This is a genomic window from Actinoallomurus acanthiterrae, assembly GCF_054775715.1.
On sequence record NZ_BAAHCO010000001.1, the window covers coordinates 1,264,463 to 1,280,156 of the forward strand.

Here is a 15,694-nt window from a genome sequence, read left to right on the forward strand (position 1 = left end):
TACGGCTTCCGCCACGCCGGGCCACCCACCCTCCAGCTCCTGCCCACCACCCGCGACACCAGACCCAAATGATCTATCTAAACGGCATTGGCGTCAATCATCAGGGTTAGGGAGCGCACTCTCCTGGCCATGAGAGTCGACCCCCGGCCGGGAGAGTGCTGCGTCATACATAACAGGTGATCACCTGTCGTTATTGCTGTATTTCGATGTAGAGTATCCACGGGTTTTGCGGGATGCCCGTGTCCTGACAACTGAAGGCCCATGCCCTACCCTGCTGGGCCAGTTCATTTCCCACGGTCTGGCAGTCCCGGTAGGACCCGAAAACCCCATAAATGACCCACGCCGCCGAGGCGGTTGAGGCGGTTGAGACGGTTCTCGCCGAGACGGTTGTCGCCGAGGCGGCGACAACATAGGACGCGGCCACAACTGCCAAAGTTATTGCCGTCCTCGAACGAAATTTGCGCACACTTCCTCCCTAGTCGCAATTCCACTACTGTTGCACGGCTCACTTCGGCATCGGAGAACGAGCCGCAACGGTTCAACGACCTGATGCTGGAAATCTCGGCTCGCATCAGCGAACCGCGGGCTTAAACGCCCGCGCCGTTGCCGGCGCTCGTCGGGCCGCCCAGTGCGGCAGCCGGGGCACACCAGCGCCGCCCCACCGGCTCGCACACTGCCCGCACGCGACATCGGCGACCGGCCCGGCCCGGAGCACACGACGAGGCCCCCTCCGCCCGGGTCGGGTGCCAATGCCGTTTAGATAGATCATTTGGGTCTGGTGTCGCGGGTGGGCAGGAGCTGGAGGGTGGGTGGCCCGGTGTGGCGGATGCCTTTGTCGCTGGGGCGTCGTTCGCGGTAGCTGCTGCGTCGGGTGCGTTTGACGGAGCGGGCCGCTGTTCTGCCAGGTGTACGACTGCTCGCCGCCCGAACTCGGCTTCGTCCAGTTGCCCGAGGTCACCGCAACCGATCACGAGTCAGCCGACGAGCTCGCACAAGACGCCTCCGTCGACGTCGAGGTGGCTAACCTGCTTCAGGCCCAGACGGACGACATCCGGCTTCTGGATGGAAGGCAGGGCGCGCAACTCATCCACGACCAGATGCGCGTTCACATCGCCCACATCGAGAAACTGAACCGCCACGCCGTACGGCCTGGCGTACGCAGCATGCTCGCCAAGGTGCTCGCAGACACCGCCGCATTGGCAGGATGGCAGGCTGAAGCCATGACGCGGGACGGCGACGACGGAGCGGCCATGATGCCACTACGGCGGACACGGGACGAGTTCGGATGGAAGGCACTCGACGTCGGTACACCGCGCGAATCGTGGGAGCACTTCGAACGCGCTAAGTCCGCACCACGAGAGGCCGAAGATCCGTCGCTGCTGGCCTTTGCGACCGCCGAACAGGCTTACGTGCTTCTCGACCTGGGGGATGCGGAGCAGGCTGCAGAACTGGTCGGATACGCACGCCGACAAGCGGCGAGCGAGGTTCCTGCCCTTATGCGAACCTGGACTCGCCGCCGCACAGGCAGAGATGGCGGCCGGCTTGAGGAATGCGGACGCTGCCGCCGTTCGCAAAGCGCTTGACGAAGCGACCGGCCTTCTACCCACCGCACCAGATGACTCGCTGCCTATCTTGTGCTTAACGAGACGCACCTTGCCCTCGGGGGCGCCAGGATCTCCGGCGCGTTCTTCATCGACGATGCTTGGCTGGGCCACGAACCCTACGACGAAAGGCGCCGGTGCTGGCAAGGATCACCGAACCGACCAGCAAGTTTGACCCTGCGGGTGCTGTCTGAGGCCGACATGGACCCGCCGTCGTGTCGGACCGTCAAGCGGCGGTTGCGGCTTTAGTCGGTGCCGATGAGAACGGCGATGTCGGCAGTGACGAAGCCGCCCAGCACATCGAACCCGGTACCTCGCGGCGTGCTGGTCGCACAGGTGTCGGTGGCGCGTTCTGTCACTCGATGGTCCGCGGTTTCATTGGCGCGTTGCCGGCGGTCGGCGAGGGCCGGCAGCCGGTCGAGTGGGCTGGCGTCGCTGTTGCGCGCGACCACGCGGTTCGGCGCGGTCGCCGTTGCCCCACCGCACGGCCTGGCCCTGCTCGGCGTCGACTACCCGCCGGACGCCGAGCCTGCGGCCCGTGCCGAGCGCACCCGAAACGTGCGTCAATTGCAGGTTGACGATCGAGGATCGTCAATCTACGGTTGACGCATGAGTCCACTCAACATCAGCCTCGCTGACCTGATCGCCCGTCTCGACGAGGAACTCCCCGACGCCAACGACCTGGCCCGCATCAGCGAGGCGCAACTACGTGCCCAGACCCTGTCCGACCTCGCTGACCAGCTCGTCGGCCACTATGTCGGCAAGGCCAAGCAGGCCGGCGCGTCGTGGAGTGAGATCGGCGACGCCATCGGGGTGTCCAAGCAGGCCGCCCAGCAACGCCACACGCCCGCCGCGTTCGAGCGGTTCACCGACCTGAACCGGCACAGCATCGTGCTGGCGCAGGAGGCCGCTCGAACGCACAACCACGACTTCATCGGTACCGAACACATCCTGCTCGGCCTGCTCGGTGAACCGCGGGGCCTGGCGTACGAGGTGCTGATGGCGAAAACCGAGTCGGAGCAACGCATCCGCGACGCGATCGAGGAAGCGATGCAGCCGGCCGGGAAGAAGACGCCGCGGGGTCACATCGCGTTCCGGCCGGAGAGCAAGGAGACCATCGAGCAGGCACACCGCGCGTCGGCCGACCTCGGCCACGACTGGGTCGGCACGGAACACACGCTGCTGGGCCTGATCCGCGCCGAGGAGAGCCCGGCCGCGCAGATCCTGCGCAACCTCGGTTTCACGTCTGACGAACTGCACGAGACGGTCAAGACCGAGATCACCAAACGGTTCGCCGCGCGCGACAAGTAGTAACGAAACGATCAGGCGCAGCGGCCTGCCGCAGGTAGTGGCCCAGCGCGACGACCTGATCCTCCTTCAACGCCGTCAACTGTTGCACCAACGGGTGGCGGCAGCCGCCTGCGCCACGGCCGCAAGTCCCGGTCCTGCTGGTCGACCGCTATAAACGGCACATCCGGCTCGATCTGGACACCGTAGGCCATGTCCACGAAGGCGTAGCGTACGGCTGACGCGCGGGCCTGCAAATCCGTCGGTTCGGCCTTCCCCGGCGCGATTCCTGGACCCGCCACACCAAGTGGAACAGCCCCTGACCAGCAGAGAAGCGGTCGGGGGCTGACCATGGCGCTGGAGGACTTCCTCGCCGGTGAGATTCGGAGGTTGATCGAAGTCGCCGGCTGTCGCCGACAGAAAGGGAGTCGAGCTCTCATGAATGAGTGGGCTGCGAATGAGTATTCCCGTGTCGTTCTCGATACGGCGCAATACGCCGCACGTCTGCGGGCCGACAACCGAGCCGGGCGCTGCTTCATCTGCGACCTCGTCGATGACGAAGGTGCCGAGCCTGGAGCCCTGGTCTATCGGGATGAGGTGTGTGCGGTCCTCTTCCCCAACACGCCACGTCTGTTCGGCTACACCATGTTGGCCCCGCTGGCGCATCGCACCGGCGTCGTCGCGGATTTCAGCGAAGATGACTACGTCGCTCTCCAGCGCCGCATTCATCGCTTGGGGAGGGCCCTGATCGCCCTCGTGCCGACAGAGCGGCTCTACGTCTTCAGCTTCGGCAGCCACCAGGGGGTCGCCCACGTTCACTGGCACGTGGTCCCGCTGCCGCCGGGAGTCCCCTTCGAGGAACAGCAGTTCAATGCGGTCAACCGACCTGACTATCTGCAAATCCCTGCCGAAGATCAAGCGGAGCTCGCTGGGCGGATCGCAGCGGCGATGGCCGGCAACGATTAGCGGCTCGCCCCCTCGTCGCGGGGCGCTGGCGAGCAAGACCACTGGTTCGGATTGGCTCTGGGGTCGTGTTCAGGTCTGCCAACAGGATGGGGCCATGACGACACGACATGAGGCAGACCCGGTATCGATCAAGGAAGCCTTGGTCACGCGTGAGTTCCGGCAGGTCGACGTGTTCACCCACGAGCCGTACCGGGGGAATCCGGTGGCGGTCGTGCTCGACGGGGAAGGGCTGTCGGCCGAGGAGATGCAGCGGTTCGCGCGGTGGACGAACTTGTCGGAGACGACGTTCGTGCTGCCGCCGACGACGCCGGACGCCGACTATCGGGTGCGGATCTTCACGCCCTCCAGGGAACTGCCCTTCGCGGGGCATCCGACGCTGGGGACCTGCCATGCGTGGATGTCGGCCACCGGCGACCGGCAGCGCGATGTGGTCGTGCAGGAGTGCGGTGCGGGGCTGGTCACCGTGCGGCGGACCGGTGACGGGCTCGCCTTCGCCGCGCCGCCGCTCGTACGATCCGGCCCCGTCGATGAGGCGCTGGTCAGGAGGATCGCGGCGATGCTCGGTATCGGCCGTGACGAGATCGTGGACGCGCAGTGGGCCGACAACGGGCCTGAGTGGGTGGCGGTGCTGCTCGCCGACGCCGATGCCGTGCTCGCGCTGCGGCCGGGCGACATCGAGAGCCTGTTCATCGGCGTGGCCGGGTTGTATCCGCCCGGCTCTCCTGTGGCGGTAGAGGTACGGGCGTTCTTTCCGACGGGCAGAGGCGCGGCCGAGGACCCGGTGACCGGCAGTTTGAACGCCTCACTCGCCGAATGGCTGCTGCGCACCGGCCGGTTGACCACGCCGTACGTGGCCGGGCAGGGCACCGTGATCGGTCGCCGAGGACGGGTGCACGTCTCGGCGGACAGCGACGGCACGATCTGGGTCGGCGGCGGCACGGTCACCTGCGTCTCCGGCCGAGTTGAGCTGTAGCACCCCAGCACCCCAGCACCCCAGCACCCAGCGCCGCTTCGTCTCTTCTTCCTGTCCCGCACAGCTCCGCAGCGACGGACCTGACGGCGCTGGCGTGGCCGCGTCCGCGAATGCGATCATGTCGTTCGGCATCAGTCCCTCCCTCCAGAACGGCCCAGCCCGGTAACCGCCCAGACGGTACCTGGCAACACGCCGGCGAAGGGGGTGACGGCCCCCTCTGCGCTCAGGTCCGCCGATCGTTTCCATGATCCCCGGATCTCCCCGATTCCCCTTGATCAACGCCCATCTGGCACGGGCGGGTCAGGTTGCGACTGCACCCCAGGATGGAGATCCCTATGACATTCCACCAGCTCATCGTTATCACCGGCGGCCCTGGAGCGGGCAAGACGACTCTGGTCGACCTGCTTCGCGAGAACGGGTTCGCCGGGCACGCCGGAAGCCGGGCGGGCGATCATTCAGGATCAGAGCGCCATCGGAGGGGCGGGCCTGCCGTGGGGCGATACGACGCTGTTCGCCGAGTTGATGCTGTCCTGGGATATTCGTTCCTACCGTTGGGCGCTGACGCAGCCGGGTCCGGTGTTCTTCGACCACGCCGTACCGTGCGTGGCCGGCTACTTCCGACTGCTGGGCCTGGACGTGCCTGAGCATGTTGAAGCCGCGGTGGCGGCGTTCCCCTATCGCCCTCAGGTGTTCATCGCGCCGCCCTGGCCGGAGATCTACCGCACCGATGACGAGCGCCATCAGAGCCTGGATGAGGCCCAGAGAACCTACGATGCCATGGCTGAGACCTATGCGCGGTACGGCTATGACCTGGTCGAACTGCCCCGTGCCGATCCCCGCGCGCGGATGCGGTTCGTGCGGCGACAGATCGCCTGCTGACCGCGTCAGCCGCCGGGGCGGAACCGAGTGCGGTACGCGGCCGGGCTGAGGGTGAAGAAGTGCCGGAATCGGCGGCTGGCGTAGTTGGGGTCGTGCCAGCCCACGAGCCTTCCGATCGCCGCGACGGGGAGGTCGGTCTCGATGAGGAGTGCCGCGGCGCGTTCGGCGCGTAGCCTGCCCAAATAGGTCATGGGCGGGATGCCGAGCTGTGCGGTGAACAGGCGTGCCAGGTAGGGAGGCGACACGCTCACGGCGGAGGCGAGTTCGTCCAGATTCCAGGCGCGCTGGATGTCGTTCTCCAGCAGTTGCGCCGCGGCCACCACGGCGGGGTGGCCGGTTCGGTCGCCGGTGGGGTCGGTGGAAAGGGCTGCCGCTGTGCCGCCCAGCAGGCAGAGGAGCACCCCCGCTCGTACGGCGTAGGCCGGTCCGGGATGGGTGGTCGGGTGGGGTTGACCCGCGGTTTCGGCCAGGCCGGTTTCGACGATGCGCAGCGCGGTGGGGTCGAGCCGTAGCGGGTGACCGGAGTGGTGGCCGGATCGGCCGGCGGCGTGCAGGAGGCGGCCGAGGTGTGGGTCAGCGCGTATCCAGGCCAGTTCGCGCCGGAACACCTCCGGACCGACGTACACGTTGTAGACGATCAGCCGGTCGCAGTGGCGGTAGCCGTGCCAGTCGCCCGGGCGGAGCATCGTCACCGAGCCGCGGTCCAGGTCGCGTTCGCCCGCGGCCGTGACGTGGGTGGCGGTGCCGCCGGTGACCACGGCCAACTCGATGAAGTCATGGCTGTGGGCCGAGGTGTCGCTCCGCAGCTCGAACCGCTCGGCGACGATGGGCGGCCCGTCCGGTGGGAAGACCTCCGCCAGCCGTACGCGATGCATCGGACCTCCCCTCGAGTGCTCGTCAAGATTGTGCTATAGCTGGCGGGCTCTCGTGCTAGCCGGGTGGCAGAGGTGGCGGCGACAGTTGTCGAGACGGCAATCCCCAGAAGGCGAGGAAGACCCCCATGACTGTCGCTGTCGAAAGCCCACGTACGACGCCGGCGAACCTTTCCGAGGACGTCGTGTCAGCGTACCGCCGTGATGGTTTCGTCCATCTGTCCGGAGTCATCTCCCGTACGGACGCGGCCAGGTTCGCCGAAGCGGCGCTGGCTGCCCGGAACACCGTCCGGGACAATCACGAGGGGATGATCTTCACGCAGTTGCTCCAGCTGTGGAGTCACGACGAGACGCTGCGCGAGCTCACCCTGAACCCGGATCTGGCGGCCATCGCGACCCGGCTGGCGGGAATCCCGCTGCGGTTGTGGCACGACCAGCTGCTGATCAAGGAGCCGCACAACGGGGCCGCGACCGAGTTCCACCAGGACCAGCCGTACTGGCCGCACGCCGGCTCACGGCACGCGCTCTCGGCCTGGATAGCGCTGGTGGACGTGCCGGTCGACCGCGGCTGCATGACGTTCATCCCGGGCTCCCAGCACCTGGACGGCCTGCGGTCGCAGGATCTGTCCGACCACGGCGACATGTTCGCCGTGGCGCCCGAGCTGCAGTGGGAACAACGCGTCACCGTTCCCCTGCGCGCGGGCGACTGCACGTTCCACAACTCCCGCCTCGCGCACAGCGCCACCCCCAACTTCACCGACGACCCTCGTATCGCCCACGTCGTCATCTACGTGGACGCGGACCTGACCTTCGCGGCCGAACCCGCGCATCCTGTCACCGACCCGCTCGGCCTGACCGTGGGCAGCCCCCTGCCCGACGAGCACTTCCCGCCCTTCGCCGCCCCCGCCTCCGCGCGCGACTGAGGAGGGCGCCCCGTACGCGGCCGGCGCGGGCCCTCGGCCGGGGACCCGCGTGGCCAAGGCGGCACCGCCGAGGCGTGGGCGAAGGAATTCGGCGAGCGCCGTGGCGTACGGATCCGGGCATGCGGCAGCCCCGCATGTGCGGATCCGGGCATGCGAACAGGCCCGCACGATGGGAGACGTGCGGGCCTGCGGGCCGGGGATCAGCCGGTGTAGCTCGGGTCCTTGTGGACGCAACCGTGGGCCTTGATCGGGCACCCTCCCGGGTCGACACCCAGCAGCGGCTTGCCCGCCCTGCCCGGGGTGTTGTGCGTCGCCGGGGCGCCGGGCAGCACCGGGTGGCTGTGCACCGGGTGGCTGTTCGCCGGCGGCTTGGGTGTGGTGGTGGCCTCGGCGGCGGCCAGTCCGGTGCCGGTCAGGCCGACGCCCAGTACGACGGCCGTGATGAGGGACTTAAGGCGCATTGATGTTCCTTTCGGTGGTTGTGTCATCCCTTGACGACGACGGGGGTGCCGATCGTCAGGTTGTTGGCCATCCAGGTGATGTCGTCGTTGCTGACGCGGACGCAGCCGTGGCTGGCCTTGCCGCCCAGCGCCGATTCCTGGTTCGTGCCGTGGACGGCGAGTTGTCCGGGGCCGCCGGCGAACTTCTTGAGCGTGGGCGAGAAGCCGCTCAGCCCGAAGGCGTACGCCCCGTAGGCGCTGTGCGGGTTCGGCGGTTTGACCAGCTCGGTGAAGTAGAAGCGGCCGGCCGGGGTGGGTGTGCCGCCCTCGCCGGTGGCGACCTTTCCGGTGCGGAGCACCTTGTCGCCGTCGAAGACGGTGAACTTGAACGCCGTCGCGTCGATCTCCACCCGGCGGGTCGTCGACGACAGCGTGACGTCGGACGCCTTGACCCAGCCGGTGCTGCCGTTGGGCCGGATCGGCAGCAGCACCTTGAGCCAGTCGCCGTCCTTGCCGTCGACGAGGAAGACCCTGGTGGCGCCCATCTCGTTGGGGCTGGACAGCGTCTTCCAGACCGCGCCGTCGCCCTTCTGCCGGTGCACGGCGATCTCGCGGCCGCGGACGGTCGCTATCTCCGCTCCGCCCCGCTGCCGTGTCTCCGCGGCGGCCGCGACGCGGTCCGCCTTGGAGGGGCCGTCGCCCGATCTGCCGTCATTCGCCGAGCCGCAGCCGGCCGACCCGACGATCAGGCCGACGGTGAGCAGGGCGCCGGTGTACGTCTTGAGGTGGCGCATGTCGCGAGATGCTGGCCGAGGAATGTGAAGAACCTGTGTGGCCGTCGTGATGATCTCGTGGTGCCGGCCTCGGGTCGCCTACGCTCCGGGGCCATGTGCGCGAATGTCCTGGTGGCGGAGGACGATGTGAAACAGGCGGAACTGCTGCGCCGCTACCTCCTGCGTGAGGGGCACACGGTGCACGTCGTCCACGACGGGCGGGCCGCGATCGACGAGGCTCGCGCGCGCCGCCCCGACCTCGTCCTGCTGGACGTGATGATGCCGAGCGTCGACGGGCTGGACGTGTGCCGCGTGCTGCGTGCCGAGTCCGAAGTGCCGGTGCTGATGCTGACCGCCCGCTCGACAGAGGACGACCTGCTGCTCGGCCTCGACCTCGGCGCCGACGACTACGTCACCAAGCCGTACAGCCCGCGCGAGCTGATGGCCCGGGTCCGTACGCTGCTGCGGCGCACCCGGCAGGGGAGCGGCGAGCAGGTGCACCGGGTGGGCGGCATCACGGTGGACCCCGAGCGGCACACCGTCCTCGCGGACGGGCGCGAGGTCGAGTGCACGCCCGCGGAGTTCCGCATCCTGGAGGCACTGGCCGCGCGGCCGGAGCGGGTGTTCACCCGGGCGCAGCTGCTGGAGCACCTGCACGGCTTCGACCGCTTCATCACCGAGCGCACGGTCGACGTGCACGTGAAGAACCTGCGGAAGAAGATCGAGCCGCAGCCGCGGCGGCCGGTTCGCCTGCGCACCGTGTACGGCGTCGGATACAAGCTGGTCGACGACCGTGCGCCATAGTCTGCTCGTACGGCTGATCGCCAGTACGGTGCTGATCGCGGTCTGCTCGATCGTGGCGACCGCGTGGCTGGCCGCGCGCAGCACATCCGGTCAGATCCGGCATCAGCAGGGCCAGACGCTCGCCAGCGACGCCCGCATCAACGACGCGCTGCTCGGCTACGCGGCGAGCCACCCGCGGTGGGACGGCGTCGAGGAGACCGTGCGTAACCTGGCCCGCCAGAACGACCGGCGGATCGCGCTGGTCACCGAGGGCGGCACCCGGATCGCCGACTCGGCGACCGGCCGTCCGCCGCTGCCCGCCCGCGCCTCGGCCGTCGTCGACCCGCTCGCCGTCGACGTATCGCTGGTGCCCGGCGCGGCCACCGACCGGATCGACGCACGCGCGGTCGGGCCGTTCCGGCTGCCGGACTCCGAGCGCGTACGCCTGCGTGAGGAGGTCGACGCGCAGGTGGCCTGCCGGCGCAGGCAGGGGCTGCGACCCGGAACGATCGTCGTCGGCCCCGGTGGCCGCCCGTACATCCGCGACGACGGCTCGGCCGCCCAGACCTCGGGTGCCCAGACCTCGCGCGCGCACCCTCTGCGGTCATCCATCGCCGGGCCGCCGCTCATCGGTTCCATCGCGTGCGCGGCGGATCCGTCGAATGCGCCAGGTGCGCCAGGTGCGTCGCCTGCGCCGCGTGCGCCCGGGCCGACCGCCACCGAGAAACGCGTTCTCGGACAGCTCGCCACCCTGGTCGCGCAGTGCATGCGCAGACGGATCGACGTGCGGCTGGACGAGACCGGCAAGCCGACCGCGCCCGCTTCGGCCGCGGAATGCCTGGCCGGCGCGCGCCGCACCCAGCTGAAGCCGTACGTCGCGCCGGCCGCGCTGCTCTACATCGGCTCGCAGGAGGATCGAACGCTCCGTATCGACCCGTACGGCATCGCGGGGGTCACCGCGGCGATCCTGGGGCTGGCGGTGGCCGTCAGCGTGCTCGTCGCCACCCGGTTGGTACGTCCGGTGAGGGCGGTGACCGCGGCGGCCCGGCGGATGCGGGCCGGTGACGGCTCGGCGCGGGTCATGGTGCGCGCCAAGGGCGAGGTCGGTGAGCTGGGCGCCGCCTTCAACGAGATGTCCGAGCACCTCGACCGCATGGAGCGGCAGCGCAAGGCCATGGTCAGCGACGTGTCGCACGAGTTGCGCACGCCGCTGAGCAACATCCTCGGCTGGCTGGAGGCCGCACAGGACGGCGTCGCCGAGCTGGACCCGGCGCTGACCGCCTCGCTGGTCGAGGAGGCCGCGCTGCTGCGGCACATCGTCGACGACCTGCAGCAGCTCGCGCTCGCCGATGCGGGCCGGCTGCGCGTCCACCCCGAGCCGATCGACGCCGCCGACCTGGTCGAGCAGATCGCCACCGTCCACCGCGCCGCGGCGACGGCCGCCGGGCTGACCCTGACCGCCGAGGTGCGAGGGACGCTGCCGCTGGAGGCCGACCCGGTACGGCTGCGGCAGGCGGTCGGCAACCTGATCTCCAACGCGGTCCGCTACACACCGGCCGGCGGGCGTGTGACGCTGCGCGCGTACGCCGACGGCGGCGACGCGCTGATCGAGGTGGCCGACACCGGACCGGGGATCGCGCCCGAACACCTGCCGTACGTCTTCGACCGGTTCTGGCGGGTCGAGAAGTCGCGCAGCCGGCAGACCGGCGGCAGCGGCCTGGGGCTGGCCATCGTCCGGCATCTCGCCGAGGCGCACGGCGGGTCCGCCACCGTGCGCAGCGATCCCGGGCGCGGTGCGACCTTCACGCTCCGGCTGCCCGGGAGAACGAAGATCGCCTGATCTCAGCTGCGACGCACTAGCCGACGCAGCCAGGAATGGTATTGATCGGAAGGCAGTTGTCGGGGATGTTGTTCCGGATAACCGAATTCTGGATGCTGACATTGGCGTTCGCGGTGGCGATTCCGCCGCCGGCGGCTCCCTTGTTCCGCTCGACCAGCGTGTGATCGAGCGTGGTGGTCCCCAAGTTGGAGATTCCTCCTCCGCGGTTGCCGGATATGTTGTCGTCCACAGTGCTCTGGATGAGGTGCGACACGCCGCTCGGCTGGGTGTTCAGCCCACCGCCGTTGATCCGCGCGCTGTTTCCGGCCAAGGTGGTCCTGAACATCGTGAGCGTCCCGAGGTTGAGGATCGCGCCGCCGCCGACGCCGGTCGTCGTGTTCGCGTTGAGCTCGCTGAAGGAGATCGTCGCGTTGGCGTTCTGCATGTTGGCGAGCGCGCCGCCGTTCGCCGCGCGGTTGCCGGCGAGGATGACGCGCTCCAGGACCACGGTGCCCGCGTTGAAGATTCCACCACCGGGGATCGCCGTACTGCTTCCGCCCAGGATGTAGATCCCCTGGGCATGAAGCGTCGCCCCGGACGCGACCTCCAGGACACGGAAGGCGCCGGGTGCGGCCGGATCGCGCCTGATTCTCGTGCCGGGCCCGCCGACCAGAGTGATGTCACCCGTGATGATCGGCAGCGCGTTGTCGGTGGTTTGCGCGGTGGTGTAGGCGTAGTCGCAGTTCGGTGCGAGAAGGAGCTGGCCGACTCCGATCCCGTTGGCCGTTCGGATCGCCGTGACGAGCGCGCCCGGGTCGCACGGGACGTTCACGACCTGCGCCTGGCCGGGCCTCGCCTGTGCCGGTGGTGGCGCCGTGCCCAGCGCGATCCCCGCGAGCGCGGCGGTCCCCATGCCGCCGGTGATCCTCGAAAAAGAGCCCATCGAGCCGCCCCTATATAGAAGTGGACATTTGTCCTGTCGGTGACAAATGGACCCGTCGAAATCTCGCCGACAATAGGGGAACATGCCCGGGCTCTTTAAATGCTCGCGGAGCATCGTCTGTGCGGAACCGTTGACCAGGATTTGCAGACGCCTTTCATGGCAGCCTGTCGCGTGCCTGACATGGCGGCGGCGCCGCTCAGCCGGGCAGGGTCGTCGAGACCAGCCGGCGGATCGCGTTCAGGTCGACGCGCTCGGCCAGGGCGGTGTCCTCGGGCACGTCCTTGGTCGCCTCCTCGACGTTGAGCAGCGTGCGGAACAGCCGCGGCAGCACGGTGCGGCCGAGCAGGTCCTCCGCGAGTGCCTCGCTGTCGGCGTGGTCCATCGCGTACCGCCCGGCGAGGTAGGCGCTCAGCCGCTCGTACGCGCTGGCGAATATGGCGTCGAAGTAGGCGCTCGAGCTGCCGGGCAGCCGTTCGGCTTCGGCGATGCTCAGCCGGCAGGTCCGTACCTGCGGCTCCCACGTCATCAGCTGCAGGAACCGTCCGCAGAACAGCGTCACCGCCTCCACGGGGTCCTCGGCGTACGCGTCAGGGGTCTTCAGCCGGCCCAGGTACAGCTCGCGGACGAGGTCCAGGACCGCGAGGAACAGCTTGTCCTTGCTCCCGAAGTGGGCGTACAGCGACCGCTTGGACGTCCCGGCGCGTGCCGCGACGGTGTCCATCGACGCCCGTTCGTAACCCGTCTCGAGGAACACGTCCTTGGCCACCAACAGGATGTGGCGGCGCAGCTCCTCGCCGCGTCGCTGCGGTTCGCCTTCCCGGCTCATCGGTGCGCTTCTCCAAAAGTAAACGGTACGGTAGAGTTTACTTGTACGGCGATCCCCGACCTACGCGCTTGGAGAGTGCTCATGATCGTCATCACCGCCCCTACCGGAAACATCGGACACCAGGTTCTCGACCAGGTCCTCGCCGGCGACCAGCCGGTCCGCATCATCGTGCGCGACCCGGCCAAGCTGTCCACCGACGTCCGTGACCGGGTCGAGGTCGTCCAAGGCTCGCACGGCGACCCGCAGCTCGTCATACGCGCCTTCGACGGCGCCGACGCCGTGTTCTGGCTGTTGCCGCCCGACCGTCAGGCCGCCAGTGCCGACGAGGCCTACGCCGGCTTCACGCGCCCCGCGGCCGAGGCGATGCGCGGCCACGGCGTCAAGCGCGTCGTGGACGTCAGCGCCCTGGGCCGCGGCACCCCCTACGTGGGCCGGGCCGGGCACGTGACCGCGTCGCTGGCCATGGACGACCTGATCGCCGGCACCAGCGTGGCGTTCCGCGCGCTGGCCGCGCCCACGTTCATGGACAACGTGCTCCGGCAGGTCCGGGCGATCAAGGAGAAGGGCATGTTCTTCGACGCCATTTCCCCCGATCTCAGGCTGCCCACCGTCGCCACCCGCGACATCGCCGCCGTCGCCGCCCGCCTGCTGCTCGACACCGCGTGGACCGGCCGGGACGAAGTCCCGCTGCTCGGCCCCGAGGACCTGTCCGGCAACGACATGGCCGCCGTCATCTCCGAGGTGCTCGGAACCCCGGTGAAGTACGAGCAGATCCCCGGCCAGGCGCTCAAGGATCTGCTCACCGGCTCCGGCGCGTCGGAAGGCATGGCCCAGGCCATGCTGGACATGGCGACCGCCAAGGAGAACGGCCTGGACAAGGGGATCGTCCGTACGCCGCAGCACGCGATCGACACGCCCACGACGTTCCGGCAGTGGTGCGAGGACACCCTCAAGCCCGCGGTACGGGCTGCCTGAAGACGACCCGGCCGATGAGTTTCGCCGTTCACCGGGGTCTGTACGGCGGACAGAAGACCCGGATGCCGGAAGGGATCACGTCATGGGACAGCCAGTCGTGCACTTCGAGATCATCGGTAAGGACCCGGCGGAGCTGCGGAGCTTCTACACGGGGCTGTTCGAGTGGGAGTTCGCCGTCGATGACGCCGCCACCGAGGCGGTCTCCCGGCCGGGCGAGTACGGGTTCGTGGACGGGAGCACGACTGGCGGCGGGATCAACGGCGGTGTCGGAGGCGGCGAGGGGTACGAGGGTCGTGTCCTGTTCTACGTAGGCGTCCCCGACGTCGAGGCCGCGCTCCAGAAGGCCGAGAGCCTCGGCGGGAAGCGCCGGATGGGCCCCGAGGGCACCCCCGGAACCCTCGTGGTCGGGCGGTTCACCGACCCCGAGGGCAACCTGATCGGCGTGGCCGGCACCCGGTAGCCGGAGCGTCTCGTACGGAACGAACGGACGCCCCGCCCCGACCGAGGAGGCGGTGCGAAACGCCGTCGCCGTGGCGCTCGGGGTGTGAGGCGTCCCTTCTCATGGCTGCTGCCGGTCGATCAGGGCCGGTACGCGGTAGCCACCTCGCCGTCCACGCTTCCAAGGAGGCCCTGGTCGGCTAGGGCTTCCGGGCCACCCCGGCCCACAGCGGCACCTTCCACGGCCCTGCGGCGTCCTCTGGCGGCCGCCAACTCGGCGGCGACACAATTCCGGGCTCGACGATGTCCAAGCCGTCGAACAGCGCGGTGACCTCCGCGTTAGTGCGCGGGCGGGCACGCTGCACGGCGTTGGCGTTCCACATCTCGTACGCCTTCTTGACGGCAGGGCCGCCGATCTCGTCCGTCGCGTGCGTCAGGGCCAGATAGCTGCCGGACGGCACTGCCTCCAGCAGCCTCGACACGATGAAGCGGGCGTCGCTGTAATCGTTGATGAAATGCAGGAGGCTCATCAGCGTGATCGCTACCGGACGGGTGAAGTCCAGCGTGTCCGCGGCCTCGGAGAGGATCCGGCCGGGCTCGCGCAGGTCCGCGTCCAGGTAGGCGCAGGCGCCCTCCGAACTCGAGGCGAGCAGCGCACGGGCATGGGCGAGCACGACCGGATCGTTGTCGACGTAGACGACACGGGTGTCCGGGGCGATGCGCTGGGCGACCTGATGGGTGTTCGGCGCGGTGGGGAGGCCGGTCCCGATGTCGAGGAACTGTCGAATTCCGGCGGTCTCCGTCAGGAATGCCACGCTTCGGTGCATGAATTCGCGGTCGGCGCGCGTTGTCGTTACGACGTGCGGAAATGTCTGGGCGATCTGGTCGCCGAGAGCGCGATCCGCCTCGTAATTATCTTTACCGCCGAGCCAGTAATCCCAGACACGTGCCGAGTGTGGTCTGCTGGTGTCGATCCGCTCCGCCGCGGCCGTAAAGTTGTCGCTGGTCATGACGGCTCACCTGCCCCTGTCGCGCTGCCGAACCCGTAGCTGTTCACGATGGTTTCCAACTGATCGCCCAACGCCCCCGGGCTTGACGATCCTTCGCAGCCGCGACGCCGGGGCGAACACGTGCGGGGGCATTCATACCTTCGTCGCAGTTCGTCGACCTAGCGCTTGACCATATCAGGCAATGCC

The 15,694-nt window shown here is 68.8% G+C and carries 17 protein-coding genes; 10 read left to right on the top strand and 7 right to left on the bottom strand.

Going from position 1 to position 15,694, the window contains the following annotated elements:
* Positions 1 to 905: 905 nt before the first annotated feature.
* Positions 906 to 1,583, top strand: a complete 678-nt coding sequence (locus ACYVF7_RS06220) for a hypothetical protein (protein WP_460336206.1) — start codon at positions 906 to 908, stop codon at positions 1,581 to 1,583.
* Between the two features lie 263 nt (positions 1,584 to 1,846).
* On the opposite strand, the gene ACYVF7_RS06225 is transcribed toward ACYVF7_RS06220, so the two are convergent.
* Positions 1,847 to 2,053 carry a hypothetical protein gene (locus ACYVF7_RS06225; RefSeq protein ID WP_460336209.1) on the bottom strand — a complete coding sequence of 69 codons (207 nt, stop codon included), beginning with the start codon at positions 2,051 to 2,053 and terminating at the stop codon, positions 1,847 to 1,849.
* A 157-nt stretch (positions 2,054 to 2,210) separates the two neighbouring features.
* Here ACYVF7_RS06225 and ACYVF7_RS06230 point away from each other — a divergent pair, with 157 nt between their 5' ends.
* The 4 genes from ACYVF7_RS06230 to ACYVF7_RS06245 all read left to right on the top strand — a co-directional run bounded on the left by ACYVF7_RS06230 (position 2,211) and on the right by ACYVF7_RS06245 (position 5,706).
* Complete coding sequence (locus ACYVF7_RS06230; protein WP_460336212.1) at positions 2,211 to 2,912, top strand: Clp protease N-terminal domain-containing protein; 702 nt, start codon at positions 2,211 to 2,213, stop codon at positions 2,910 to 2,912.
* 327 nt (positions 2,913 to 3,239) lie between these two features.
* On the top strand, positions 3,240 to 3,854 hold the full coding sequence (locus tag ACYVF7_RS06235) for an HIT family protein (protein WP_460336215.1): 615 nt from the start codon (positions 3,240 to 3,242) through the stop codon (positions 3,852 to 3,854).
* Between the two features lie 94 nt (positions 3,855 to 3,948).
* Positions 3,949 to 4,827: a PhzF family phenazine biosynthesis protein gene (locus ACYVF7_RS06240; protein ID WP_460336218.1), complete on the top strand. Its 879-nt coding sequence runs from the start codon at positions 3,949 to 3,951 to the stop codon at positions 4,825 to 4,827.
* Positions 4,828 to 5,298: 471 nt separating this feature from the next.
* On the top strand, positions 5,299 to 5,706 hold the full coding sequence (locus ACYVF7_RS06245; RefSeq protein WP_460357805.1) for an AAA family ATPase: 408 nt from the start codon (positions 5,299 to 5,301) through the stop codon (positions 5,704 to 5,706).
* A gap of 5 nt (positions 5,707 to 5,711) precedes the next feature.
* On the opposite strand, the gene ACYVF7_RS06250 is transcribed toward ACYVF7_RS06245, so the two are convergent.
* Positions 5,712 to 6,581 (bottom strand): helix-turn-helix domain-containing protein, encoded by an 870-nt coding sequence (locus ACYVF7_RS06250; RefSeq protein ID WP_460336221.1) that lies wholly within the window; start codon positions 6,579 to 6,581, stop codon positions 5,712 to 5,714.
* Positions 6,582 to 6,706: 125 nt separating this feature from the next.
* On the opposite strand from ACYVF7_RS06250, the gene ACYVF7_RS06255 reads away from it, so the two are divergent.
* The gene (locus tag ACYVF7_RS06255) at positions 6,707 to 7,501 is read left to right on the top strand and encodes a phytanoyl-CoA dioxygenase family protein (protein WP_460336224.1); all 795 of its coding nucleotides are present in this window, start codon (positions 6,707 to 6,709) and stop codon (positions 7,499 to 7,501) included.
* Positions 7,502 to 7,701: 200 nt separating this feature from the next.
* Here ACYVF7_RS06255 and ACYVF7_RS06260 read toward each other — a convergent pair whose 3' ends face one another.
* Together ACYVF7_RS06260 and ACYVF7_RS06265 are read right to left on the bottom strand one after the other, a co-directional pair.
* Positions 7,702 to 7,962, bottom strand: coding sequence for a hypothetical protein (locus ACYVF7_RS06260; protein WP_460336227.1), 261 nt, complete (start codon positions 7,960 to 7,962; stop codon positions 7,702 to 7,704).
* A 23-nt stretch (positions 7,963 to 7,985) separates the two neighbouring features.
* Entirely contained in the window at positions 7,986 to 8,735 is a 750-nt protein-coding gene (locus ACYVF7_RS06265) for a L,D-transpeptidase (RefSeq protein ID WP_460336230.1), read from the bottom strand.
* Between the two features lie 93 nt (positions 8,736 to 8,828).
* Between ACYVF7_RS06265 and ACYVF7_RS06270 the strand changes: the two genes are divergently transcribed.
* Complete coding sequence (locus ACYVF7_RS06270) at positions 8,829 to 9,518, top strand: response regulator transcription factor (RefSeq protein ID WP_460336233.1); 690 nt, start codon at positions 8,829 to 8,831, stop codon at positions 9,516 to 9,518.
* Positions 9,508 to 11,337 (top strand): sensor histidine kinase, encoded by a 1,830-nt coding sequence (locus tag ACYVF7_RS06275; protein WP_460336236.1) that lies wholly within the window; start codon positions 9,508 to 9,510, stop codon positions 11,335 to 11,337. The genes ACYVF7_RS06270 and ACYVF7_RS06275 overlap by 11 nt, the downstream gene beginning before the upstream one ends.
* Before the next feature lie 16 nt (positions 11,338 to 11,353).
* Here the strand turns inward: ACYVF7_RS06275 and ACYVF7_RS06280 are convergent, their stop codons facing one another.
* Both ACYVF7_RS06280 and ACYVF7_RS06285 read right to left on the bottom strand, forming a co-directional pair.
* Positions 11,354 to 12,373: a hypothetical protein gene (locus tag ACYVF7_RS06280; protein ID WP_460336239.1), complete on the bottom strand. Its 1,020-nt coding sequence runs from the start codon at positions 12,371 to 12,373 to the stop codon at positions 11,354 to 11,356.
* An 82-nt stretch (positions 12,374 to 12,455) separates the two neighbouring features.
* The gene (locus tag ACYVF7_RS06285) at positions 12,456 to 13,085 is read right to left on the bottom strand and encodes a TetR/AcrR family transcriptional regulator (RefSeq protein WP_460336242.1); all 630 of its coding nucleotides are present in this window, start codon (positions 13,083 to 13,085) and stop codon (positions 12,456 to 12,458) included.
* An 81-nt stretch (positions 13,086 to 13,166) separates the two neighbouring features.
* On the opposite strand from ACYVF7_RS06285, the gene ACYVF7_RS06290 reads away from it, so the two are divergent.
* A complete protein-coding gene (locus ACYVF7_RS06290; RefSeq protein WP_460336245.1) occupies positions 13,167 to 14,060 on the top strand; it encodes an NmrA family NAD(P)-binding protein in 894 nt (297 codons plus the stop codon).
* An 82-nt stretch (positions 14,061 to 14,142) separates the two neighbouring features.
* Positions 14,143 to 14,520, top strand: a complete 378-nt coding sequence (locus ACYVF7_RS06295) for a VOC family protein (RefSeq protein WP_460336248.1) — start codon at positions 14,143 to 14,145, stop codon at positions 14,518 to 14,520.
* 178 nt (positions 14,521 to 14,698) lie between these two features.
* Here the strand turns inward: ACYVF7_RS06295 and ACYVF7_RS06300 are convergent, their stop codons facing one another.
* A complete protein-coding gene (locus ACYVF7_RS06300) occupies positions 14,699 to 15,508 on the bottom strand; it encodes an SAM-dependent methyltransferase (RefSeq protein WP_460336251.1) in 810 nt (269 codons plus the stop codon).
* Between the last annotated feature and the right edge of the window lie 186 nt (positions 15,509 to 15,694).

Bases quoted from the DNA above. Each gene is read 5' to 3' on its own strand.
- ACYVF7_RS06255 (WP_460336224.1), top strand. From the start codon at position 6,707: ATGACTGTCGCTGTCGAAAGCCCACGTACGACGCCGGCGAACCTTTCC.
- ACYVF7_RS06265 (WP_460336230.1), bottom strand. From the start codon at position 8,735: ATGCGCCACCTCAAGACGTACACCGGCGCCCTGCTCACCGTCGGCCTG.
- ACYVF7_RS06270 (WP_460336233.1), top strand. From the start codon at position 8,829: ATGTGCGCGAATGTCCTGGTGGCGGAGGACGATGTGAAACAGGCGGAA.
- ACYVF7_RS06235 (WP_460336215.1), top strand. From the start codon at position 3,240: ATGGCGCTGGAGGACTTCCTCGCCGGTGAGATTCGGAGGTTGATCGAA.
- ACYVF7_RS06280 (WP_460336239.1), bottom strand. From the start codon at position 12,373: ATGCTCCGCGAGCATTTAAAGAGCCCGGGCATGTTCCCCTATTGTCGG.
- ACYVF7_RS06260 (WP_460336227.1), bottom strand. From the start codon at position 7,962: ATGCGCCTTAAGTCCCTCATCACGGCCGTCGTACTGGGCGTCGGCCTG.
- ACYVF7_RS06285 (WP_460336242.1), bottom strand. From the start codon at position 13,085: ATGAGCCGGGAAGGCGAACCGCAGCGACGCGGCGAGGAGCTGCGCCGC.
- ACYVF7_RS06250 (WP_460336221.1), bottom strand. From the start codon at position 6,581: ATGCATCGCGTACGGCTGGCGGAGGTCTTCCCACCGGACGGGCCGCCC.
- ACYVF7_RS06240 (WP_460336218.1), top strand. From the start codon at position 3,949: ATGACGACACGACATGAGGCAGACCCGGTATCGATCAAGGAAGCCTTG.
- ACYVF7_RS06290 (WP_460336245.1), top strand. From the start codon at position 13,167: ATGATCGTCATCACCGCCCCTACCGGAAACATCGGACACCAGGTTCTC.
- ACYVF7_RS06295 (WP_460336248.1), top strand. From the start codon at position 14,143: ATGGGACAGCCAGTCGTGCACTTCGAGATCATCGGTAAGGACCCGGCG.
- ACYVF7_RS06300 (WP_460336251.1), bottom strand. From the start codon at position 15,508: ATGACCAGCGACAACTTTACGGCCGCGGCGGAGCGGATCGACACCAGC.
- ACYVF7_RS06230 (WP_460336212.1), top strand. From the start codon at position 2,211: ATGAGTCCACTCAACATCAGCCTCGCTGACCTGATCGCCCGTCTCGAC.